Annotated in this window: 19 protein-coding genes; 11 read left to right on the top strand and 8 right to left on the bottom strand. The window is 73.8% G+C overall.

The window, feature by feature from the left end:
• Nucleotides 1-117: 117 nt before the first annotated feature.
• Nucleotides 118-2940: a glycoside hydrolase family 9 protein gene (locus tag ACFV4N_RS13235; protein ID WP_499672747.1), complete on the top strand. Its 2823-nt coding sequence runs from the start codon at nucleotides 118-120 to the stop codon at nucleotides 2938-2940.
• Between the two features lie 163 nt (nucleotides 2941-3103).
• Nucleotides 3104-3649: a GNAT family N-acetyltransferase gene (locus ACFV4N_RS13240; RefSeq protein WP_499672748.1), complete on the top strand. Its 546-nt coding sequence runs from the start codon at nucleotides 3104-3106 to the stop codon at nucleotides 3647-3649.
• Here the strand turns inward: ACFV4N_RS13240 and ACFV4N_RS13245 are convergent.
• Nucleotides 3633-4265 (bottom strand): alpha/beta fold hydrolase, encoded by a 633-nt coding sequence (locus ACFV4N_RS13245; protein WP_499672749.1) that lies wholly within the window; start codon nucleotides 4263-4265, stop codon nucleotides 3633-3635. The two genes, ACFV4N_RS13240 and ACFV4N_RS13245, sit on opposite strands and share 17 nt — an antisense overlap.
• A 43-nt stretch (nucleotides 4266-4308) precedes the next feature.
• On the opposite strand from ACFV4N_RS13245, the gene ACFV4N_RS13250 reads away from it, so the two are divergent.
• On the top strand, nucleotides 4309-5268 hold the full coding sequence (locus ACFV4N_RS13250) for a helix-turn-helix transcriptional regulator (protein WP_499672750.1): 960 nt from the start codon (nucleotides 4309-4311) through the stop codon (nucleotides 5266-5268).
• Here ACFV4N_RS13250 and ACFV4N_RS13255 read toward each other — a convergent pair.
• Nucleotides 5222-5929 (bottom strand): SDR family oxidoreductase, encoded by a 708-nt coding sequence (locus tag ACFV4N_RS13255; RefSeq protein WP_499672751.1) that lies wholly within the window; start codon nucleotides 5927-5929, stop codon nucleotides 5222-5224. The two genes, ACFV4N_RS13250 and ACFV4N_RS13255, sit on opposite strands and share 47 nt — an antisense overlap.
• 101 nt (nucleotides 5930-6030) lie before the next feature.
• Between ACFV4N_RS13255 and ACFV4N_RS13260 the strand changes: the two genes are divergently transcribed.
• Nucleotides 6031-7068 carry a serine hydrolase gene (locus ACFV4N_RS13260; protein WP_499672752.1) on the top strand — a complete coding sequence of 346 codons (1038 nt, stop codon included), beginning with the start codon at nucleotides 6031-6033 and terminating at the stop codon, nucleotides 7066-7068.
• Nucleotides 7069-7127: 59 nt separating this feature from the next.
• Here the strand turns inward: ACFV4N_RS13260 and ACFV4N_RS13265 are convergent, their stop codons facing one another.
• Genes ACFV4N_RS13265 through ACFV4N_RS13275 form a run of 3 tightly spaced genes read right to left on the bottom strand, consistent with a single transcriptional unit; the run spans nucleotide 7128 to nucleotide 10206 of the window.
• Nucleotides 7128-7955, bottom strand: a complete 828-nt coding sequence (locus ACFV4N_RS13265; RefSeq protein WP_499672753.1) for a sugar phosphate isomerase/epimerase family protein — start codon at nucleotides 7953-7955, stop codon at nucleotides 7128-7130.
• A complete protein-coding gene (locus tag ACFV4N_RS13270) occupies nucleotides 7952-9070 on the bottom strand; it encodes a dihydrodipicolinate synthase family protein (RefSeq protein WP_499672754.1) in 1119 nt (372 codons plus the stop codon). Before ACFV4N_RS13270 ends, ACFV4N_RS13265 begins: the two co-directional genes overlap by 4 nt.
• The gene (locus ACFV4N_RS13275; RefSeq protein WP_499672755.1) at nucleotides 9067-10206 is read right to left on the bottom strand and encodes a Gfo/Idh/MocA family protein; all 1140 of its coding nucleotides are present in this window, start codon (nucleotides 10204-10206) and stop codon (nucleotides 9067-9069) included. Before ACFV4N_RS13275 ends, ACFV4N_RS13270 begins: the two co-directional genes overlap by 4 nt.
• Nucleotides 10207-10681: 475 nt before the next feature.
• On the opposite strand from ACFV4N_RS13275, the gene ACFV4N_RS13280 reads away from it, so the two are divergent.
• The 3 genes from ACFV4N_RS13280 to ACFV4N_RS13290 all read left to right on the top strand — a co-directional run bounded on the left by ACFV4N_RS13280 (nucleotide 10682) and on the right by ACFV4N_RS13290 (nucleotide 14243).
• Nucleotides 10682-11722, top strand: a complete 1041-nt coding sequence (locus ACFV4N_RS13280; protein WP_499672756.1) for a LacI family DNA-binding transcriptional regulator — start codon at nucleotides 10682-10684, stop codon at nucleotides 11720-11722.
• A 152-nt stretch (nucleotides 11723-11874) separates the two neighbouring features.
• The gene (locus tag ACFV4N_RS13285) at nucleotides 11875-13212 is read left to right on the top strand and encodes a hemolysin family protein (RefSeq protein WP_499672757.1); all 1338 of its coding nucleotides are present in this window, start codon (nucleotides 11875-11877) and stop codon (nucleotides 13210-13212) included.
• Nucleotides 13209-14243 (top strand): hemolysin family protein, encoded by a 1035-nt coding sequence (locus ACFV4N_RS13290; protein ID WP_499672758.1) that lies wholly within the window; start codon nucleotides 13209-13211, stop codon nucleotides 14241-14243. The genes ACFV4N_RS13285 and ACFV4N_RS13290 overlap by 4 nt, the downstream gene beginning before the upstream one ends.
• A 268-nt stretch (nucleotides 14244-14511) precedes the next feature.
• Here the strand turns inward: ACFV4N_RS13290 and ACFV4N_RS13295 are convergent, their stop codons facing one another.
• Nucleotides 14512-15183, bottom strand: a complete 672-nt coding sequence (locus ACFV4N_RS13295) for an LmbU family transcriptional regulator (protein ID WP_499672759.1) — start codon at nucleotides 15181-15183, stop codon at nucleotides 14512-14514.
• 159 nt (nucleotides 15184-15342) lie between these two features.
• Here ACFV4N_RS13295 and ACFV4N_RS13300 point away from each other — a divergent pair, with 159 nt between their 5' ends.
• The gene (locus ACFV4N_RS13300) at nucleotides 15343-15609 is read left to right on the top strand and encodes a hypothetical protein (protein ID WP_499672760.1); all 267 of its coding nucleotides are present in this window, start codon (nucleotides 15343-15345) and stop codon (nucleotides 15607-15609) included.
• An 8-nt stretch (nucleotides 15610-15617) separates the two neighbouring features.
• Here ACFV4N_RS13300 and ACFV4N_RS13305 read toward each other — a convergent pair whose 3' ends face one another.
• The gene (locus ACFV4N_RS13305; protein WP_499672761.1) at nucleotides 15618-16823 is read right to left on the bottom strand and encodes an MFS transporter; all 1206 of its coding nucleotides are present in this window, start codon (nucleotides 16821-16823) and stop codon (nucleotides 15618-15620) included.
• A gap of 107 nt (nucleotides 16824-16930) precedes the next feature.
• Here ACFV4N_RS13305 and ACFV4N_RS13310 point away from each other — a divergent pair, with 107 nt between their 5' ends.
• Both ACFV4N_RS13310 and ACFV4N_RS13315 read left to right on the top strand, forming a co-directional pair.
• The gene (locus ACFV4N_RS13310; RefSeq protein WP_499672762.1) at nucleotides 16931-17851 is read left to right on the top strand and encodes a 3-methyladenine DNA glycosylase; all 921 of its coding nucleotides are present in this window, start codon (nucleotides 16931-16933) and stop codon (nucleotides 17849-17851) included.
• 103 nt (nucleotides 17852-17954) lie between these two features.
• Nucleotides 17955-19733 (top strand): substrate-binding domain-containing protein, encoded by a 1779-nt coding sequence (locus tag ACFV4N_RS13315; RefSeq protein ID WP_499672763.1) that lies wholly within the window; start codon nucleotides 17955-17957, stop codon nucleotides 19731-19733.
• Nucleotides 19734-19923: 190 nt separating this feature from the next.
• On the opposite strand, the gene ACFV4N_RS13320 is transcribed toward ACFV4N_RS13315, so the two are convergent.
• Nucleotides 19924-20886, bottom strand: coding sequence for a helix-turn-helix transcriptional regulator (locus ACFV4N_RS13320; RefSeq protein WP_499672764.1), 963 nt, complete (start codon nucleotides 20884-20886; stop codon nucleotides 19924-19926).
• Between the two features lie 52 nt (nucleotides 20887-20938).
• Here ACFV4N_RS13320 and ACFV4N_RS13325 point away from each other — a divergent pair, with 52 nt between their 5' ends.
• Nucleotides 20939-21340, top strand: a complete 402-nt coding sequence (locus tag ACFV4N_RS13325) for a DUF3224 domain-containing protein (RefSeq protein ID WP_499672765.1) — start codon at nucleotides 20939-20941, stop codon at nucleotides 21338-21340.
• Nucleotides 21341-21422 lie beyond the last annotated feature (82 nt).

Here is a 21422-nt window from a genome sequence, read left to right on the forward strand (position 1 = left end):
AGCGCTCCCAGAAGCGTCGTCAACCGTCAGAGCAGACGGAGGAGACCCAAGTCCATGAGATCGCTTCCTTCTCCCCGGTGGCGCCGTCGGGCCACCGCGTCCCTCGCACTAGTGGCGGTGAGCGGCGCGCTGGCGTCCGGTACGGCCTACGCCGCGGACTACGAGCGCCTGATCAACGGGAACTTCAGCGCCGGCGCCGACCCGTGGTGGGCGGGCACCGGCGTCTCCAACCGGGTGGTCAACGGTGAGCTGTGCGCGACCGTCCCCGGTGGCACGGCCAACCCGTGGGACGCGCTGATCGGCCAGAACGGCGTGCCGTTCGAGGCCGGCCAGTCGTACACGATGAAGTTCGACGCCTGGGCCGCGACCCCGCAGCCGATCACGGCGAACCTCGGTGAGGCCGTCAGCCCGTACCGCGGCATCGCCGCCCACACCGTGCAGCTGACGACCACCAAGCAGTCGTTCAGCTTCACGTTCACCTCGGAGCTGGACTTCCCCGACGCGGGCAACGGCCAGGCGTCGTTCCAGCTCGGCGGGCAGGCGGCCACCAACACGGTCTGCGTGGACAACGTCTCCCTGGTCGGCGGCGTGAAGCCGCCGGGCGGCGACCTCAACGAGCCGGCGAAGAAGATCAACGTCGACCAGGTCGCGTACGTGCCGGGCCTGGCCAAGCACGCGACGCTGAACTCCACCGCGACCACGGCGCAGACGTGGGCGCTGAAGAACTCCGCGGGCACCACCGTGGCCACCGGCCAGACCACGCCGAAGGGCGTGGACGCGGCCTCCGGCGACTCCGTGCACCTGATCGACTTCTCGTCGTTCGACACGCCGGGCACCGGCTACACGCTGACCGTCGGCGCGGAGACCAGCTTCCCGTTCGACATCGGCACCGACGCGTTCTCGAAGCTGCGCTACGACTCGCTGGCGTACTTCTACCACAACCGCAGCGGCATCCCGATCGAGGCGCAGTACGTCGGCGAGACGTACGCGCGCCCGGCCGGCCACCTCAACGTCGCGCCCAACCAGGGCGACAACAACGTGCCCTGCCTGGCGACGCTGAACTGCGGCTACACCCTGGACGTGCGCGGCGGCTGGTACGACGCGGGCGACCACGGCAAGTACGTGGTCAACGGCGGCATCTCCGCGTGGCAGGTGCTCAACACCTACGAGCGCGCGAAGCTGATCGGCGACGCCGCCGCCCTGGGCGACGGCAAGCTGCGCATCCCGGAGAGCGCCAACGGCGTGCCGGACATCCTGGACGAGGCCCGCTGGGAGGTCGAGTTCCTGCTGAAGATGCAGGCGGCCAACGGCATGGTCCACCACAAGATCCACGACGCCAACTGGACCGGCCTGCCCCTGCTGCCGCACGAGGACCCGCAGCCCCGGCGCCTGTCGGACACCAGCACCGCCGCCACGCTGAACATGGCCGCGGTGGCCGCCCAGGCGGCCCGCATCTGGAAGACGATCGACCCGACGTTCTCGGCCAAGGCCCAGGCGGCGGCCGTGAAGGCCTACGCGGCGGCCAAGGCGAACCCGAACAAGATCGCCGACCCGAACGACGGCACCGGCGGCGGCTCCTACAGCGACTCGACGCTGACCGACGAGTTCTACTGGGCCGCGGCGGAGCTGTTCACCACCACCGGTGAGGCGACCTACCGGTCCGACCTGACCTCGTCGCCGCACTACAAGGCCGCGAGCCTGGACGACCGCGGCTTCGACTGGGGCGCCACCGGCCCGCTGGGCGACATCACCCTGGCCCTGGTGCCCAACGGCCTGCCCGCCTCCGACGTGGCGGCGATCAAGGCGGCGTTCACCGCGATCGCGGACAAGCACCTGGCCCAGATGGCGACCCAGGGCTACCCGGCGCCGTACAAGACGCGCACCGGCGACTACGACTGGGGTTCGAGCGGCCTGATCGCCAACAACGTCTCCGTGCTGGCGCTGGCGCACGACTTCACCGGCCAGGCCAAGTACCGCGAGGGCGTGTTCCAGGCGCTGCACTACTTCCTGGGCCGCAACCCGCTGTCGTACTCGTACGTCACCGGCTACGGCGAGCAGCCGGTGAAGAACGTCCACCACCGGCACTGGGCCAACCAGCTCGACCCCGAGCTGCCGACCGCGCCCCCCGGCGCGCTGTCGGGCGGTCCGAACAGCGCGCTGCAGGACCCGATCGCCGCGCGCGTGCTCCAGGGCTGCAAGCCGCAGAAGTGCTTCGTCGACCACATCGAGGCGTACTCGGTCAACGAGGTCACGATCAACTGGAACTCGGCGTTCGCGTGGGTGGCGAACTGGGCGGCGGAGAAGGTCACCACGGCCCCGCCGGTCGACACGACCGCCCCGTCGCAGCCGGGCGCGCCGTCCGCGTCGGACATCACCACCACCGGCGCGAAGCTGACCTGGACCGCGTCCACCGACGCCGAGAGCGGCATCGCCGGGTACGACGTGGTGTCGATCGAGGGCAACACCCAGCGGGTGCTGACCACGGTCACCGGCCCGACGGCGACGCTGACCGGCCTGACCCCGGACACCTCCTACCACCTGGCGGTGGTGGCGAAGAACGGGGCCGGGCTGAAGACGCAGTCGGTCGCCACGACCGTGCGGACCAAGGCGAACGACACCCCGGTCGGCTCCTGCAAGGTCACCTGGCGGGCGACGACCTGGAACGGCGGCATGTCGGCGAACATCACCATCGCCAACGCCAGCGGCCAGGCGTGGAACAGCTGGAAGCTGGAGTTCACCCTGCCGGGCACCCAGCGGATCACGCAGGGCTGGTCGGCGACCTGGTCGCAGTCCGGCCAGGCGGTGACCGCGACGAACGCCCAGTGGAACGGCAACATCGCCAACGGCGGCTCGACGCAGGTCGGGTTCAACTCCTCGGGGTCGGGATCGGGCGAGCCGACCGACTTCCGGGTGAACGGGCAGCCCTGCACCAAGGGCTGACCTGGTGACCGGCGGTGGGCGCTGCTGCTCCGGCCCCACCGCCGGTCGACCCCCGAGCCACCGGTCCCCGGTCGTCCCACGCGACCGGGGGCCGGTGGCTCGTTGCCGCCCGGCCCGGAAAATCGCTTCCCCCGCGGCGGGGTGACCCGGTCTGCTCATGACCATGACATCGATCTGGGTCGGCGAGCGGGTGCGGTTGCGCGGGGTCGAACCCGAGGACTGGCAGGACTTCCTGCGCTTCGGCGAGGTCTCCGAGGACATGCGCGCCGTCGACCACCTCCAACCACCCCGGTCGGCGGCCTCGCAGCGCGAGTGGGCGCAGCGGCAGGCGCTCATCGAACCCGACGACGACGGGTTCATGCTGGCCATCGAGGCGGGTGGCGCGCTGGTCGGCAGCCTGAACGTGCACGCCGTCGACCGGCGGGTCGGCCGGTTCCGCTACGGCATCGGCATCGGCCGCGAGCACCAGCGGCGCGGGTACGCGACCGAGGCCGTCGAGCTGCTGCTCGACTTCATGTTCCGCGAGCGCCGCAACCACAAGTGCGAGGTGGAGGTGTACGCGTTCAACGAGCCCTCGCTGGCGCTGCACCGCGCGCTGGGCTTCCGGGAGGAGGGCCGGTTGCGCGACCACGAGTTCTCCGCGGGCCGCCACCACGACGTGGTGGTGCTCGGCGTCCTCGCCGAGGAGTGGCTCAGCCGGCGGCCTTGAGCAGGCGCAGCACGTCGTCCGGGGCCTGCCCCACCACGTCGTGCCCCACCGGCCACGCCTCCACGTGCCACGTCGGGTCGTCGCGCAGCCGCTCGTAGGTCGTGGTCAGCGGGCTGTCCGGGAACCGCGCCGCGTAGGCGTACCAGCGGTTGACGACCCGGTCCACCGCCCCGGTCAGCGAGGCGCGCTGGAGCAGCGTGCCCAGGGGCTGCGCGGTGGCGCGCTCGTCGAAGAACGGCATCGGCGGCACCGAGCACCCGTCGCCCGCCGCGCCCTCGACGTACCAGCGGCGCCACTCGCCGTGCACGATGTCGTGAGCCGACTCGCCGTCGCGCGGCGCGAACGCGTCCAGGTACACCAGGGACCGGACCCGCGCCGGCGCCCGGTCCGCGACGGACGTGATCACCATGCCGCCGTAGCTGTGCCCGGCCAGCACCACGTCGTCCAGGCCCTCCACCAGCGCCAGCACCTCGGCCACGTGGTCGTCCAGGTTCACCCGGCCGGTGCTCAGGGTCGGCGCGTGCACCTCGTGCCCCTCGGCGCGCAGCCGCTCGGCGACCGGGTCGTAGTACCAGCCGCCGTGGCAGGCGCCGGCGATCAACGCGTAAGTCGTCATGAACCCCACGTTAGGGGGCCTTCAGGACATAGGATGTCCGCAAATGACGATGCCCGCGAGGATGCTGCGCCTGCTGTCGCTGATGCAGGGCAGGCGCGACTGGACCGGCGCCGAACTGGCCGAGCGGCTGGGCGTGACCGACCGGACGGTGCGGCGCGACGTCGAGCGGCTGCGCGAGCTGGGCTACCCGGTCACCGGCACCACGGGCACGGCGGGCGGCTACCGGCTGGTGTCGGGCCGCGACCTGCCGCCGCTGCTGCTGGACGACGACGAGGCGGTCGCCGTGGCCGTCGGCCTGCGCACGGCGGCGGGCGTCACGGGCGTCGAGGAGTCGGCCACGCGGGCGCTGGCCAAGCTGCACCAGGTGCTGCCGGCCCGGCTGCGGCACCGGGTGCGCGCGGTCGGCGACGCGATCGCGGTGATGCGCCTGGACGGCCCGGACGCGGACCCGGCGGTGCTGGGCGTGCTGGCGGCGGCGTGCCGCGACCACGAGGTGGTCGCCTTCACCCACCGCGGCGCGGAGCGCCGGGTCGAGCCGTACCGCCTGGTCACCGCCCAGCGGCGCTGGTACCTGCTGGCCCACGACCCGTCCCGGGACGACTGGCGGACCTTCCGCGTCGACCGCCTGGGCGCGCCGCGCGCCACCGGCCGCCGCTTCGCGCCCCGCCCGCTGCCCGGCGACCCGGCCGAGCACGTCGCCCGGTCCCTGACCCGGGCCCCCTACCGGCACACCGCCACCGCCCGCGTGGCCGCGCCCGCCGACGTGGTGCGCGCCCGGCTGGTGGTCGCCCTGCCCGGCAAGGTGGAGCCGGTCGACGAGGGCACGTGCCTGGTGCGGCTCGGCGCGGACGCGGCCGGCCCGATCGCCGCCGACCTGGCCCTCCTCGACGCCGACTACGTGCTGGAGGACGTCTCGCCGGACCTGCCCGCCGCGCTCGCGGAGGTCGCGGCCCGGCTCACCGGTTCGCGTCCTGCCCCACCGGCCGCACCAGGATCTCGTTGACGTCCACGGTCGGCGGCTGGCCCACCGCGTACAGCACGGCCCGCGCCACGTCCTCCGGCGCGAGCTTCGGGTCGGCCGCCCGGGACGCCGGGATGCCGCCGGTGTCGGTCAGCCCCGGCTGCACGAGCGTGACCCGCACCCCGGTGCCCACGCACTCGGCGCGGACGGCCTGCGCCAACCCGGTCACCGCCCACTTGGTGGCAGAGTAGAGGCTCCCGGCCCGCACCCCGCGCCCCGCCGCCGAGCCGGTCAGCACCAGGTGCCCGCCGTGGCGGATGAGCGCGGGCAGCGCGGCGCGGGCGGTGAACGCGGGACCGCACACGTTGGTCAGCACCATGTCGCCCCACTCGGCGGGCGGCGCGCCCGCGTCGGTGGCGAACGAGGTGACCACGCTCGCGCCCGCGTTGGCGAACACCACGTCCAGCCGGCCCCACTCCCGCTCGACCCGCCCCACCAGGTCCGCGACCTGGTCGAACTCGCGCACGTCGCAGGAGGCCGCCCACACCCGGTCCGGACCGCCCAGCGACGCCGCCAGGTCGGTCAGCGCCGACGCGTCCCGCGCCGCCAGCACCAGCCGGTACCCGGCCGCCGCCGCGAGCCGCGCGGTGGCCGCCCCGATGCCCCGGCTGGCGCCCGTGACCAGGAATACCCCTTGTCCCATGGCCGCAGGCTACCGGCGGGCGGATCATTCACACCGGTGGCGGAAGCAACGTTCGAGGGAGGTCGTGGCGTATTAATGCCGAATCCACCGATTGGGGGCACATGAACATCAACCGCAGGTTCGCGCTGGGGCTGGGCTCGGCCGCGGCGGCGTCCGCCGTCCTCGGCGCGGCGGGTCCGGCGCAGGCCCAGGAGACGGACGCGGAGTGGGACGCCTTGATCCCGACGACGGCCGAGCTGGCCAGGCTCAAGATCGCGCACAAGTACCGGCAGCAGACCTGGTGGGCGGGCGGCACGTGGTCGTCCTACATCGGCGTGGCCAACCCCGACGGGGTGGTCAAGGCCGCCGTGGCGGACGAGGCGGACCGGGTCGTCGAGGCCTACAGCGTGAACAAGGTCGCGGTGGCCGTGGCGGTGCTGGACAAGGTCGACCGGGGCCTGATCGCGCTGGACCAGCGGGTCGACGTGACCGCGGACATCGTCATCCACGACACCGACGGCATCTTCGGCCTCGACGGCGCCTACCCCAGCTCGGTCACGGTCGGCCACGCCCTGGCGGCCCTGCTGACCGTCTCCGACAACACGGCCGTGCGGCTGTGCGGGCTGGTCGTGCCCGCGCTGGAGCTGAACGAGATCCTGCGCGCCAAGGGGTTCACGCACACGCAGGTCGTGCCGGTGGCCAACCCGAACCGGTTCTTCCTCGGCACCACCACCCCGCGCGAGACGTTCACCCTGCTGCACCGGCTGGCGGCGGGCGAGCTGCTGTCCGCCGCGTCCACCCAGCACCTGCTGTCGGTGCTGCGGTCGCTGACCTCGTTCACCGACGGCGTCCGGCTCAACCTGTCGTCGCAGGAGCGCCTGAACGTGGCCACCAAGGCGGGCTGGTACGCGGACGGCCGCAACGAGGCGGGCATCGTGTTCGACGCGGGCGGCAAGGCGGTGATCACCTTCGCGCTGTTCGCCTCGGGCCGGTTCCGCGGCGACCAGGCCGTGAACGCGGACAACTACAGCGCCACCCACCCGGCGCTGCGGGCCCGCGCCGAGCTGGGCCGCAGCCTGTACGACTCGGTGCTGCGCATCAGCAACGACGCCGGCCGCCCCTACCGGGCCCCGAGGTACCTCCCCTCCAACGGCGGCTGACCTCCCGGTGTATCCAGCGGGGCCCGTCGCCCTCCTCTTCCAGGAGGGGGGCGGCCCCGCTAAGGGGTGGCGGGCAGCCGGTCGTGGCCGCCGTCCACGACCGGCTCCCACCCCGTGGCGTGCCGCTTCACCAGCTCGGCGACCACGTGGTCCGCGGGCAGCCCCCACACCGCCTCGTTGAACACCTCGACCTCGACGAACCCCGCGTAGCCCGCCGCGCCGACCAGGGACGTCAGGCCGACCAGGTCGATGTGCCCGTCACCGGGCAGGCCGCGGCCCAGCAGCACGTCGGCCGGCAGCGGCGTGACCCAGTCGCACACCTGGTAGGACAGGATGTCGGGGCCGGCCGCCGCCACCGACGACGCCAGCGCCGGGTCCCACCAGACGTGCAGGGCGTCGACCACGACGCCGACCCCGTCGTGCGGCGCGGCCAGCTCCAGGGCCTGGGCCAGCGTGGACACGACGCCGCGGTCCGCGCAGAACACCGGGTGCATCGGCTCCAGGGCCAGCCGCACGCCCGCGTCGGCGGCGTAGGGCGCCAACGCCCCCAGCGCCTCCGCGACCCTGGCCCGGGAGCCCGCCAGGTCGCGCCCCGACACGCCGCCGGGCACCAGCACCAGGCACCGCGCGCCCAGCGCCGCGGCCTCGTCGATCGCCTGCCGGTTGTCGTCGAGGCGCCGGTCCGCGCCGGTGAAGAACCCGCCCCGGCACAGCGAGGACACGGTCAGCCCGGCCCGCCGCACCAGCTCGGCCGTCCGGGCGAGCCCGTGCTCGCCCACCGGCTCGCGCCACAGGCCGACGCCCTGCACGCCGTGCCGCGCGCAGGCGTCGACCAGCTCGGGCACCGAAGCCCGCTTCACCGTGGCCTGGTTCACCGAGAGCTTCACGTCAGCACGCCCAGCAGCCGTGACCAGCGCGCCGCCGCCAGGTCCGGGTCGGGCAGCAGCCCGGCCAGGTCCGCCAGCCGCAGCGCCTCGCCGAGGTGCACCACGTCCCGCGCCGACTGGAGGCCGCCGACCATGGTGAACGAGTCCTGGTGGCCGGCCAGCCAGTTCAGGAACACCACGCCGGTCTTGTAGTAGTAGGTCGGCTCGCCGAACAGGTGCCGGGACAGCGCCACGGTCGGTCCGAGGACCTCGTGGTAGCGCGCCCCGTCACCGGCGTCCAGGGCGCGCAGGGCCTCGCCGGCCGCCGGCGCGATGACGTCGAAGACGCCGAGCAGGGCGTCGCTGTGGCCGCGGTCGTCGCCCGCGATCAGCTCCGGGTAGTGGAAGTCGTCCCCGGTGTAGCAGCGCACGCCCTCGGGCAGCGCCCGCCGCAGCTCGACCTCGTGCGCCGCGTCGAGCAGCGACACCTTCACGCCGTCGACGCGGTCCGGGTGGGCCTTGACCAGGTCCAGGAAGTGGCCGGTGGCGGTGGGGACGTCGGTGCTGCCCCAGTAGCCCGCCAGCCGCGGGTCGAACGCCGCGCCCAGCCAGTGCAGGACCACCGGCCGGTCGGTGTCGCGCAGCAGCGCCGCGTAGACCTCCTGGTAGTCCTCGGGGCCGCGGGCGCGGGCGGCGAGGTCCCGGCTGCACATCAGCACCGGCTGCGCGCCCGCGTCGAGCACGACCTCGAGCTGCTCGCGGTAGGCGGTCAGCGGGTCCTCGGTGTCGTGGTCCGTGCCGACCCCCGCCACCAGCCGGCCGCCGGCCACCTCGGCGCTGCGCCGGATCAGCTCGGCGGCCGTGCCCCAGTCCAGGCCCATGCCCCGCTGGGCGGTGTCCATGGCCTCGGCGACGCCGAAACCGCCGTCCCACAGGCGGACCCGGTGGGCGAGGGTGGCGTCCCAGTCCAGCGCGGCGGGCGCGCCGGGGACGTTGCCGCCGAACGGGTCGGCGACGACGTGCGCGGCGGCGAACGCGACCCGCGAGGTGAACGGGCCGGTCCGCCACTCGCGCCCGCCGAGCAGCGCGTGCTCCCGGAACGAGCCGTCCGGGCCCGGCAGGCGCACGGTCGTCACGCGGGCACCTCGACCCGTCGCCCGGTGCGGGAGGACTCCAGGCCCAGCGCCGCCAGCCGCACCCCGCGCGCGCCGGAGCGGAAGTCGTGCGCGAACGGGGCGCCGGCGGCGACGTGGCGGAGGAACTCCTCCCACTGCACCATGAACCCGTTGTCGAACACCTCGTTGTCGGGGACCTCCTGCCACTGCGAGCGGAAGTCGACGGCCGAGGGCACGTCCGGGTCCCACACCGGCTTGGGCGTGGTGGCGCGGCTCTGGACCACGCAGCCGCGCAGGCCGGCCACGGCGCTGCCGTGCGTGCCGTCCACCTGGAACTCGACCAGCTCGTCGCGGCGCACCCGCACCGCCCAGGAGGAGTTGACCTGCGCGACCACGCCGCCGGCCAGCTCGAAGATCGCGTAGGCCGCGTCGTCGGCGGTGGCCGCGTACTTCCCGCCGCCCTCGTCCCACCGCTCGGGGATGTGCGTGACGGCCCGCGCCGTGACCGCCTCCACCGGCCCGAACAGGCCCTCCAGCAGGTAGCTCCAGTGGCAGAACATGTCGACGACGATCCCGCCGCCGTCCTCGGCCCGGTAGTTCCAGCTCGGCCGCTGCGCGGCCTGCCAGTCGCCCTCGAAGACCCAGTAGCCGAACTCGCCGCGCACCGACAGCACGCGCCCGAAGAAACCGCCGTCCACGAGCCTGCGCAGCTTGCGGATGCCGGGCAGGTAGAGCTTGTCGGCGACCACGCCGTGCCGGACCCCCGCCTCGTCGGCCAGCCGCGCCAGCTCCGCGACCTCCTCCGGGGTGGCGGCCACCGGCTTCTCGCTGTAGACGTGCTTGCCCGCCGCGATCGCCCTGGTCAGCGCGGCCACGTGCGCGGACGTGACCTGGGCGTCGAAGTAGACGCCGACCTCCGGGTCGCCGAGCACCGCGTCCAGGTCGGTCGTCCACCGGGGCAGGTCGTGCCGCTGCGCGATCTCCTTCAGCTTGTCCGCGTTGCGCCCCACCAACACCGGCTCGGGCACCACCACGTCGTCACCGACCCTGACCCCACCCCGTTCCCGGATCGCCAGGATCGACCGCACCAGGTGCTGCCGGTACCCCATCCGACCGGTGACCCCGTTCAACGCCACCCCAACCGCCCGCACCGCCACACCCCACCCCACTTCACCCGGAAAGCGCTTTCCAACCTACACCCCGCACCCCCACCCCCACCACCCCTCCTCCCACCCCCCACCCACGCGTGTCCTCCACTCCAACACCGCGTGTCCTCCACTCAGACATCGCGAGTCGTACGCCCAGAACACGCGAGTTCACCGCCCAACACCGCGTGTCATGCACTCAGCACCCGCGTGTCATGCACTCCGACCTCGCGAGTCATGCGTTCAGACCCGGCGTGTCATGCGCTCGGCCGCCCACCCCGTCACGAACGTGCAACCCGGGGGTCCGGAACGTACGACTCGCCCGACCTGAACGTACGACTCGCGATGCTCGAGCGGAGGACACGCGGTGTCCGAGTGGAGGACACGCGGGGGTTGGGTGCATGACACGCGGGGGGTGAGTGCATGACACGCGGGGGTGGGTGGGCGATCGTTTAGGCTCGGGTGGTCGGGAGTGTGGGGAGGCTGGGTGGCGTCGCGCCAGGTCACGCTGCAAGAGGTGGCGAACAGCGCCGGTGTGTCGCTCGCCACCGCGTCGCGGGTGTTGAACGGCAGCACGCGGCAGGTGAGCGTGGAGCTGCGCGAACGGGTGGTCGGCACCGCCCGTCGGCTGGGCTACCTGCCCAACGCCTCCGCGCAGGCGCTCGCCCGCAACTCCAGCGTGCTGGTCGGGCTCGTGGTGCACGACATCGCCGACCCGTACTTCTCCAGCATCGCCGCCGGCGTGACGAGGGTCGCCGAGGAAGCCGGGTTCGTGGTGGTGCTCGGCACCACCGGCCGCGACCCGCGCCGCGAGGTCGAGCTGGTCAACACGCTGCGCGCGCACCGGGCCCGCGCCGTGGTGATCGCGGGCAGCCGCACCACCGACCGGGCCGCCTCGGCACGGCTGTCCGAGGAGATCACCGCGTTCACCGCCCAGGGCGGCCGCGTGGCGTGCGTCTCCCAGGCGAAGCTGGGCGCGGACACGGTGGTGCCCGCCAACCGCGCGGGCGCCAGGGCGCTGGCCCGCCGCCTCGCCGAGCTGGGCCACCGGCGGTTCGCCGTGCTCGCGGGCCCGCGCGACCTGCTCGCCGCCCGCGACCGGGTCGCCGGGTTCAAGGCCGGCCTCGCCGACGCGGGCGTGGCGCTGCCCGACGCGAACGTCATCACGTGCGGCTTCACCCGTGACGGCGGTCACGCCGCGATGACCGACCTGCTCGCCGCCCGCACCGGCGCGACCTGCGTGTTCGCCGTCAACGACGTGATGGCGATGGGCGCCATGGCCGCCCTGCGGGAACGCGGCCTCAAGGTGCCCGAGGACGTCTCGGTGGCGGGCTTCGACGACATCCCCACCCTGCGCGACCTGGTCCCGGCCCTCAGCACGGTCCGCCTGCCGCTGGAGCAGATGGGTGAACGGGCCGCCCGCCTGGTCCTGGACGACGAGGCGGGCGAACCACGCACAGTGCGGGTGGCCGGCGAGGTGGTGCTGCGGTCGAGCACGTCCTCACCTGGCGCTACCGGGCTGCGCTGAGCGCCGGCTACTCTCTAAACTGGTCAACCGTTCGACCACCCCTCACGAGGAGTGATCTCTTCCGTGCGCGACGCGCAGTCCCCGGGCTGCAGTACCGAGCCGGGTCCGATACCCGGCTGCCAGCCCCGCCCGCCCCGTGACAGGGGCCTCGCATGACCATCCTGCTCAGCGTCCTCGGCCTCGTCGCCGTGGTGGCCCTCACCATCGGCACGTTCATCGCGGTCGCGGCCGAGTTCTCCCTGACCGCGCTGGAGCGCAGCACCGTCGAGTCGCACGTGGCCGCCGTCGGCGACGCCAAGGCCCACGCCGTCGACAAGGCCCACCGGTCGCTGTCGTTCCAGCTCTCCGGCTCGCAGCTGGCGATCACCATCACCACCCTGGTCACCGGTTTCATCGCCGAGCCCGCCATCGCCGAGCTGATCTCGCCCGTGCTGGGCGCGGCCGGCGTGCCGGACTCCGCGGCCGGCCCGATCTCGCTGGCCTTCGCCCTGGCCCTGGCCACGTCGCTGTCGATGGTGTTCGGCGAGCTGGTGCCGAAGAACCTGGCCATCGCCAAACCGCTGGAGACGGCGCGGGCCGTCGCGGGTGTGCAGGCCCGGTTCTCCTCGGTCTTCCGCTGGCTGATCACCGGCCTGAACGGCGCGGCGAACTGGCTGGTGCGCCGAATGGGCGTGGAGCCCGCCGAGGAGCTGGCCTCCGCCCGGTCGCCGCAGGAGCTGGGCGCGCTGATCCGGTCGAGCGCCGAGCACGGCACGATCGACGAGGGCACCGCGACCCTGCTGGACCGCTCGCTGCGGTTCGGCGACCGCACCGCCGACGAGCTGATGACGCCGCGCGTGCGCGTGGAGTCGCTGCGCGCCGACGCGACCGTGCTCGACCTGATCGCCAAGGCGCGGGAGACGGGGTTCTCCCGGTTCCCGGTCCACCAGGGCGACCTGGACGAGGTGCGCGGGATCGTGCACGTCAAGCAGGCGTTCGGGGTGCCGCGGCAGCAGCGGGCGACCACGCCGCTGTCGGCGCTGACCAGGCCGGTGCAGACCGTGCCAGCGACGCTGGAGGGCGACGCGCTGCTGGACCGGCTGCGCGCCTCCGGCCTCCAGACGGCGCTGGTCGTCGACGAGTACGGCGGCACGGCCGGCCTGGTGACGCTGGAGGACCTGGTCGAGGAGATCGTCGGGGACGTGCGCGACGAGCACGACCGGCGCGAGACCTCGCCGGTGCGCCCGCTGGGCCGGGACAGCTGGCTGGTGTCCGGGCTGCTGCGCGACGACGAGGTGGCCGAGGCGACCGGGTTCCGGATGCCCGAGGGCGACTACGAGACGGTCGCGGGCCTGGTCATGGCCCGCCTGGGCCGCATACCGGAGACCGGTGACGAGATCCGCGTGGACGGCTGGCGGATCACCGTGGTGCAGATGGACCGGCACCGGGTGGCCGAGCTGCGGGTGGCGCGGGTCGAGGCGACGTCCAACGCGTCGGGGGCGGTCCGATGAGCCTGCTGTTCGTGTTGTTGCTGGTGGCGGGCAACGCCTTCTTCGTCGGCGCGGAGTTCGCGATCATCACCGCCCGCCGGGACCGGCTGGAGGCGCTGGCCGAGCGGGGCAGCGGCCGGGCCCGGACGGTGATCAAGGCCGGTCGCGAGCTGCCGCTGCTGATCGCGGGCGCGCAGCTGGGCATCACGCTGTGCTCGCTGGGCCTGGGCGCGCTGGGCGAACCGGCCGTGGCGGCGATGCTGGAGGCCCCGTTCCACGGCGTCGGCGTGCCGGACGCGGTGCGGCACGGCGTGGCGTTCGCGCTGGCGCTGGTCATCGTGGTGGCGCTGCACACGGTGCTGGGCGAGATGGTGCCGAAGAACCTGGCCATCGCCGGCCCGGAGCGCACCGCGCTGCTGCTGGTGCCCGCGCACCTGTGGTTCTGCCGGCTGGTCGCGCCGCTGCTGCGCGGGTTCACCGTGGTGGCGACGGCGGTGCTCAAGCGGGTCGGCGTGACGCCGCGCGAGGAACTGGAGTCGGCGTACACGCGGGACGAGCTGGCGCTGCTGATCCAGCAGTCGCGCCAGGAGGGCCTGCTGGAGGACTCGGAGCACCGGCGGCTGGCGCAGACGCTGTCGTCGGCGGAGCGGACCGTGGCCGACGTGCTGGTGCCGCTGGAGCGGATCACGTCGGTGCCGGCGCGGCCGACCATGGGCGAGGTGGAGGCCGCCGTGTCGGCCACCGGCTTCTCCCGCTTCCCGGTGCGCGACGAGGACCGGCTGGTCGGCTACCTGCACGTGAAGGACGTGCTGGACATGGCCGACGCCGACCCGTCGACGCAGGTGCCCGCCGGTCGGGTGCGCGGCCTGCCGGAGGTGCCGGTGGACGCGCGGCTGGACGAGGCGGTGGCGGTGCTGCGGCGCACGCAGAGCCACCTGGCGCAGGCCGTGTCCGCGGACGGCTCGACGCACGGCGTGGTGGCCCTGGAGGACCTGGTCGAGGAGTATGTGGGCACTGTGCGCGACGGCACGCACGTGCGCCGGGAGGTGTGAGACGAGGGCGGGCGGACGCACCCCGCGCCCGCCCGCCCGACCCTCGCCCACCCGGCCGGCGCTCGCCCGACCCACGCCCGCGCGGCCGGCACTCGCTCGGCCCACGCCCGCCCGGCCGGCGCTCGCCCGACCCGCACCCGCCCAGCCCGCATTCGCTCGGCCGGCACCCGCCAGCCCGCATCCGCCCGGCCCGCATCCGCCCGGCCCGCGCTCACCTGGCCCTCACTCGCCCGGCCCGCACGCCCGGCCTACACCAGCCCGCCCCGGGTCACGCCGAGCGCACCGCGGGCACGCCGACCAGCCCGCGGTCCTCGCCGGCTTCCCGCGCCGGGCGCTCGACCCCCTCCAGCGCCGGCACGCCGACCAGTTCCAGGTCCTGCTCGGCGGCCCGGTCGAGGGCCGAGACCACCCACGCCTCGAAGTCGGCGTTGGCGGCCGCGGCGGCCCGCCGCCACCGGTCCAGGGCCTCGCTGGCCGCGCTGACCCGCGGCAGCACCGCCCGGTAGGACTTCGAGTTCGGGTCCCGGTGCTCCCGCAGCGCCCGGCGCAGCGTGGTCCGCGACCAGCTCTCCCGCTCGGCGCGGTCCAGCCACTGGTCCTGCTCGGCCGGCGGCAGTGCCGCGACCTCGGCGTGGTGCTGGAACGGCAGGCCGGCGCGGCGGCGGAGCGGCTCGAACTTGCGCGCGATCCACGCGTAGTTGCGCAGCGTCTGGTAGTCGAGGCCGACGGCCTCGACCGCCCGCCGGTACCGGTCGGTGTACTTGTCCTGGCCGAACACGAGCCAGTCGCCGAGGTACCACGCGGACGAGCTGGCGATCCGGGAGATCCGCTTGCCCGCCTGCTCCCACGACTCGAAGGTGACGTCACGGGGGAACGCGAGCCCCACGGGCGTGGTCAGGATCTGCTTCTCGGCCGGGTTGGTGGGCTGTCTGCGCTGCATCACTGCGTTCACCTTGTTCACTGGTACCCCCCAAGTGTCCGCTTCCGGATCTCCTGCTTACCGAAGCCCCCTCACACACCGGTCAACTTCCGCTCACACCGCCGCCCGAGGGCGGGGTGGGACCGGCGCGCCCGGTCCCACCCCACTACGGTGGCCCGCGTGGACCCGCGTGACGACGACGAAGAGGACGACTTCGACTCCGAGGACGAGGACGAGTTCGACGAGGAGGAGGAAGAGGACGAGGACGACCTGTTCGGGGTGACGTCGGACGCGCGCACGATCTGCCACCTGTGCGGCGGGGCCGGCTTCATCGCCAACCCGACGTCGGCGGTGATCGGCGGCGCGCCGCGCACGGTCGACAACGGCCGGGAGTGCCCGCACTGCAACGGGGCGCGCAAGTTCCCGGGCCTGGTGCCCCCGCTCTGACCTGCTCCTCAACGGCCCGCCGCCACCAGCTCGGCCTCGTGGAACGCCTTCGGCGACAGCCCGGCCCACGTGACGACCAGCGCGACGACCTGGATCAGCGCGCCCATCACCCACACGGCGCGCAGCCCGAACTCCGCCGCCACCAGCCCGCCGGCCAGCGCGCCCAGCGGGGTGAAACCCCAGGCCAGCGCCCGGTGGCTGGTCAACACCCGGCCCAGCAGGGCGGGCGGGGTGAAGCGCTGCCTGCTCGACTGCGAGCACACGTTCCACACCATCACGATCACCGACTGGGCGAACCCGGTGACCGCGATCGCCCACGCCCACGGCGGCAGCACGGCGACCAGCCCCACCGACACCACCATGCCCACCTGCGACCACCGCATCGCCCACGAGTAGCCCAGCCGCCCCACGACCGGGCCCACCACCGGCGACGACGCGATCCAGCCGGCCGCCATGCAGGCCAGCAGCACGCCGTACCCGACGGCGCCCAGGCCCAGGACGTCCTGCGCGTACAGCACGAACATCGTCATCGCCGCGTTCGCCCCGAACGAGCCGAGCGCCACCGACAGCGTGATCCACCGCAGCAGGGGCGTGCCCACCAGGTAGCGCATCCCCTCGAGGATGTCGCGCAGCGGGTGCCTGCCCGACGGCTCTGCCGGCGCCGACCGCAAGCCCCTGACCAGCACGAGCGCGACCAGCGCGGCCACCACCGCCACCCACGCGGGCGCGCCGAGGCCGACCCCGACCAGCACGCCCATCACCGGCGGCACGCCGAACTGCACCACGCCCCGGTCGATCACCATCAGCCGAGTGTTCGCCGCGGGCAGCCGGTCCGGCGGCACCACCTCTGGCACCAGCGCGCCGGACGCGCCGTCGCCGAGCACCTGCGCCGAGGTCACCACGAACGCCACGACCATCAGCAGCGGCAGGCTGAACGCGTCGAGCACGCCGGCCGCGGCGATCACGAGCGCCGCGCACAGCTGCACCGCGTAGGCCGTGGCCAGCACCGCGCTGCGCCGGGCCCGGTCGATCAACACCCCCGCGAACAGCGAGAACAACAGCCACGGCGCCTGACCGACCACGTTGACCAGCGACACCTCGCGCGGGTCGTCCGTGATCGTGGTCGCCACCCACGGCAACAGCGTCGTCATCAGGCCCTCGGCCACCGAACCGGACACCGCGACGGCCTGCAGCCGCACCCACCCCCTGGACATGACCCCCACCTAACCAACGCCCGCCCGGGGGGCGGCACGATTTAGCGTGGGGTGAACCGGCGCGGGCCTCGGCCTGGAGCCGCTCCGGGTGCAAGTACCCTGGTGGCGTGGGGGAAGTCCTGTCCGAGGCCGAGTGGACCGCGCGCCGGGACGCGCACGCGGCCCGCGTGCGGAGGTGGACCGGCCCGCACCACGAGCGCCGCGCGGCCGGCCTCAAGCACCCGGTGCTGGACTTCCTGTTCTCCTACTACTCCCACCGCCCGTCCCGGCTGGAGCGCTGGCACCCCGGTCCCGGCGTGGTGCTGGAGGGCGACGCGGCACGCGCCTACCTGCGGTGGCCGGTCTACCGGGAGACCGGTGACGGCGTGGAGCTGGACGTGGCGGCGTTCGCGCGGGAGCGGGCGAACACGATCGGCTTCGCCCGCCGGCTGCTCACCGCGACCGCGTCCCGCGCGCCCCGGCTGGGCTGCTTCGGCTTGCACGAGTGGGCGATGGTCTACCGGCAGCGGCCGGACCAGGTCCGGCACGACGCGTGGCCGCTGCGGCTGGGCGGGGCGGGCACCGACGCGGTGGTGGAATCGCAGCGCGTGCAGTGCGGGCACTTCGACGCGTTCCGGTTCTTCACGCCCGAGGCACGGCCGCGCAACGCGCTCCAGCCGACCCGGGAGACGCAGGTGGAGCTGGAGCAGCCGGGCTGCCTGCACGCCAACATGGACCTTTTCAAGTGGTCGTACAAGCTGGACCCGGCGACGCCGTCCGAGCTGGTCGTCGACTGCTTCGAGCTGGCGGTGCGGATCCGCGAGCTGGACATGCGGGCGAGCCCCTACGACCTGTCCGCGCTCGGCTACCGGCCGGTGCGGGTCGAGACGCCCGAGGGCCGGGCGGAGTACGCGCGGGAGCAGGCCGCGTTCGCCGAGGAGGCCGCGCCGCTGAGGGCCCGGCTCATCGAGCTGACCGGCGAGTTGACCGGCGCGCTGTCGGACGAGCCGTCGGGTGCGCCGTCGGGCGAGCCGGTTCCCGGCAGATAGCTCCCGGTCACTCCGGGTTACTTCACCCGATCCCCAAATGTCACCTGTTAGCGTGACGCCGGTCGGGATTCGCCAGTGGTGGTCGACGCTGAGAGGGAAGACGATGTCTCGACACCGCGCACTGCGGACGAAGGTGCGGCGCGGCATCGCCAAGTGGCCGGTCGCGATCGTCGGCTTGGTCGCCCTGCTCGTGCTCGGCTGGCTGGGCTGGACCTGGGTCGGCGGCATCGTGGAGCGGCGCGCGGCGGCCGAGGCGGGGGCGTGCGACGAGGGCGAGGCGCCGCTCCGGGTGTCGGCGACGCCCAGCGTGGCGGAGGCGGTCAAGCAGGTCGCCGAGGCGTGGAGCAGGCAGCGGCCCGTCGTCTACGACCACTGCATCCGCGTCGAGGTGCTGTCCATCGACTCCGAGACCGTGCTGGCCGGGCTCACCCAGGGCTGGGACGAGGAGAAGCTGGGCGCGCGGCCGCACGCGTGGATCACCGACTCGATGCTGTGGGCGAACCGGCTCGGCGCGCAGAACGCGTCGCTGCTGGGCGCGGTGCCCGAGTCGATCGCGGCGAGCCCCGTGCTGCTCGCCCTGCACCAGGAGCCGGCGCAGGCGCTCCAGGGCGGCGACGGGTTCCGGTGGACCGACCTGCCCGACCTGGCCGGTGCGCCCGACGGGTGGGGCCGGTTCGGCAAGCCCGAGTGGGGGCAGTTCAAGGTCGCCATGCCCGACCCGGCGAACAACGCCGCCACCGCGATGGCCGTGCAGTCCGCGCTGGCCGGCGCGAGCCCGGAGGGCAAGGGCCCGGTGACGACCGAGATGCTCGCGCTCGACCCGGTGAAGACCACGATGGGCAAGCTGACCGCGGCCAGGGCGCAGGGGTCGCCCGCCGGGACGTGGGAGGCGCTGAGCCTGCTCGCGGACGCGACCGGCGTGAACGAGGCCGGGTTCAGCGCGGTGCCCGTGTTCGAGGTGGACCTGTACCGGCACAACACCGGCAAGGACGGCGGGACGGCGCCGCTGCACCCGCTGTACGGGGTGGCGGCGGGCGGGCCGACGCCGGTCGCGGACTTCCCGTTCGTGCCGCTGGCCGGTGACTGGGTCGGCGAGGCGCAGGTGCGGGCGGCGCAGGCGTTCCGGCAGTTCCTCAAGGAGGACGAGCAGCAGCGGACCCTGGCGCTGGCGGGCCTGCGGGTGGACTCGACCACCGACCGGCCCAAGGAGTCGCCGGGCGTGCGGTGGGCCGCGATCACCGACAAGCTCACCCCCGCCGACGCCGACACCACCCAGCAGATCTCGGCCGCGTGGGCGACCGCGGGCGACGGCCAGGTGGTGCACGTGCTGGTGGACACCTCCAAGTCGATGGAGGAACCCGGCGGCGACGGCCGCAGCCGGGTGGAGTGGCTGAGGGAGGCGCTGGCCGGGCAGGTCAACCGGTCCGTGTCGGGTTCGCTGGGGCTGTGGGAGTTCTCCCAACAGGTCGACGGTGACAAGCCGTACCGGCAGGTCGTCCCCGCGGGTCCGGTCGCGACCCAGCGTCAGGCGCTGCTGGACGGGGTGGCCGAGCTGCGGCCGCGGAGCGCCACCCAGCTCTACACCAGCGTGCTGGCGCTCTACGAGCACGCCCTGGCCAACTTCCAGGACGGCAAGCGCAACCGGATCGTGGTGCTCACCGACGGCGCCAACGACGGCGGCCTGACCTTCGACGAGCTGAAGTCCCGCCTGGCCTCGGCCGAGCAGCCCGGCAAGGACGTCGCGATCAGCGTCATCGCCATCGGCCCGGACCCGGAACGCGGCCCCCTGACCGAACTGGCCCGCTCCACCGACGGCACCCTGTCGGTCGTCGAGGACGGCCGCGGCATCGACGCCGCCCTGTCCCAACTGCTCTCGACCTGACCGCAGAACTCACCCACCCCGAACGTACGACTCGCGCGACCTGAACGTACGACTCGCGCGACCGGAGTGGACGACACGCGATACCGGACCGGAGGACACGCGCAAAACCCGGCGTGTCGTCCACTTGGGCATCGCGAGTCGTACGTTCGGGACTGGTGAGTCGTACGTTCGGGACTGGTGAGTTGTACGTTCAGGACCGGTAGACGGCTTGCATGGCGGTCAGGGTGGACTTGACGCGGTCTCGCAGTTCGGGTGGGGCGACGACCTCGGCGTCCGGGCCCAGGCGCATCAGGTCGACCAGGGCGTGGTCCAGGGATTCGACGGGGATGTCGACGGTGGTCCAGTCGCCTGCCGGTTCGACGCCGTCCAGGGCGCGGGAGGCGACCAGGCCCAGCAGGACGCGGCCCCGGGACAGGCCGGCGGGCGTCAGGCGGACCGTCACGCGCATCGGGTACATGCGCCGCTCGAACCGCTCCGACCAGTCGGTCCAGAAAGCGGCCAGGTCGAAGCCTCCGGGGCGGTCGAAGCCCTCGTCCAGCACCGTCGCGTCGAGCACCCGGGACACGCGGTAGGTCCGCAGGTCCCCGCCCGAGCGCACGACCAGGTACCAGAGGCCCGCCTTGAGCACCAACCCCAGCGGCTCGACGGTCCGGGACACCTCCACGTCGCTCCACCGCCGGTACCGGAGCCGCACCCGCCGCTGCCGCCACACCGCGTCCGCGACCGCCGCCAGGTGCGGCACCTCCTCGGCGCCCCGGAACCAGCCGGGCGTGTCGAGGTGGAACCTCTCCCGCACCCGGCCCGCCCGCGACCGCAGCTCCGGCGGCAGCGCCGCGAGCACCTTCAGCTGCGCCGCCGCCACCACCGCGCCCAGCCCCAGCTCGGCGGCCGGCCCCGGCATCCCGGCCAGGAAGAGCGAGTCGGCCTCCTCCGTGGTCAGGCCGGTCAACCGGGTCCGGTACCCGTCCAGCAGCCGGTAGCCGCCCGCCGGGCCCCGGTCGGCGTACACCGGCACCCCGGACGCGCCCAGCGCCTCGACGTCCCGGTAGACGGTCCGGACCGACACCTCCAGCTCGTCCGCCAGCTCCCGGGCCGTCATCCGGCCACGCGACTGGAGCAGCAGGAGCAGCGACAACAACCGGCCCGCGCGCACCGCTCGGTTCTACCTGACAAGACCTGTCAGGTACACCCGACAAGCTGTCCGCATGACCACGCACGCCACCGCCGCGGCCGAGATGACCGGCTGGACCGAGCACACCTGGGACGGCCGCCGCTACGACGAGGTGACCGGTCCGAAGCAGACGACCGGCGCCATGACCACCACCTACACCGGGGACCTGGCGGGGAGGGGTGAGCTGCGCTTCCTCATGGCCTACCCGGACGACACCTCCTGCGCCTCGGTCGGCTACGAGGTCGTCACCGGCTCGCTGGCCGGCCGCGAGGGCACGTTCGTCCTCCAGCACGCGGGCGGTTTCCGCGACGGCGTGGCCGACGCCACCGTCACCGTCGTCTCGGCGGGCGGCGGGCTGGAGGGGCTCACCGGTTCGGGGCGCATCACCTGGAACGGGTCCGGTCCCGGGCGATTCGAGCTCGATTACACGCTCTGACCAGGGATTCCGGCCGGTGCGGTTGTTCAGCGTTTGTTGTGCACCGGCCGGGTCCCGATCGTGAACAACGCCGGCCCGGTAG

It is taken from the genome of Actinosynnema sp. NPDC059797, from assembly GCF_042732085.1.
Taxonomy (GTDB): Bacteria; Actinomycetota; Actinomycetes; order Mycobacteriales; family Pseudonocardiaceae; genus Actinosynnema.

Coding starts and splice junctions, on each gene's coding strand:
- ACFV4N_RS13240 (WP_499672748.1), top strand. CDS start 3,104: ATGACATCGATCTGGGTCGGCGAGCGGGTGCGGTTGCGCGGGGTCGAA.
- ACFV4N_RS13245 (WP_499672749.1), bottom strand. CDS start 4,265: ATGACGACTTACGCGTTGATCGCCGGCGCCTGCCACGGCGGCTGGTAC.
- ACFV4N_RS13250 (WP_499672750.1), top strand. CDS start 4,309: ATGACGATGCCCGCGAGGATGCTGCGCCTGCTGTCGCTGATGCAGGGC.
- ACFV4N_RS13255 (WP_499672751.1), bottom strand. CDS start 5,929: ATGGGACAAGGGGTATTCCTGGTCACGGGCGCCAGCCGGGGCATCGGG.
- ACFV4N_RS13260 (WP_499672752.1), top strand. CDS start 6,031: ATGAACATCAACCGCAGGTTCGCGCTGGGGCTGGGCTCGGCCGCGGCG.
- ACFV4N_RS13285 (WP_499672757.1), top strand. CDS start 11,875: ATGACCATCCTGCTCAGCGTCCTCGGCCTCGTCGCCGTGGTGGCCCTC.
- ACFV4N_RS13290 (WP_499672758.1), top strand. CDS start 13,209: ATGAGCCTGCTGTTCGTGTTGTTGCTGGTGGCGGGCAACGCCTTCTTC.
- ACFV4N_RS13295 (WP_499672759.1), bottom strand. CDS start 15,183: ATGCAGCGCAGACAGCCCACCAACCCGGCCGAGAAGCAGATCCTGACC.
- ACFV4N_RS13305 (WP_499672761.1), bottom strand. CDS start 16,823: ATGTCCAGGGGGTGGGTGCGGCTGCAGGCCGTCGCGGTGTCCGGTTCG.
- ACFV4N_RS13315 (WP_499672763.1), top strand. CDS start 17,955: ATGTCTCGACACCGCGCACTGCGGACGAAGGTGCGGCGCGGCATCGCC.
- ACFV4N_RS13325 (WP_499672765.1), top strand. CDS start 20,939: ATGACCACGCACGCCACCGCCGCGGCCGAGATGACCGGCTGGACCGAG.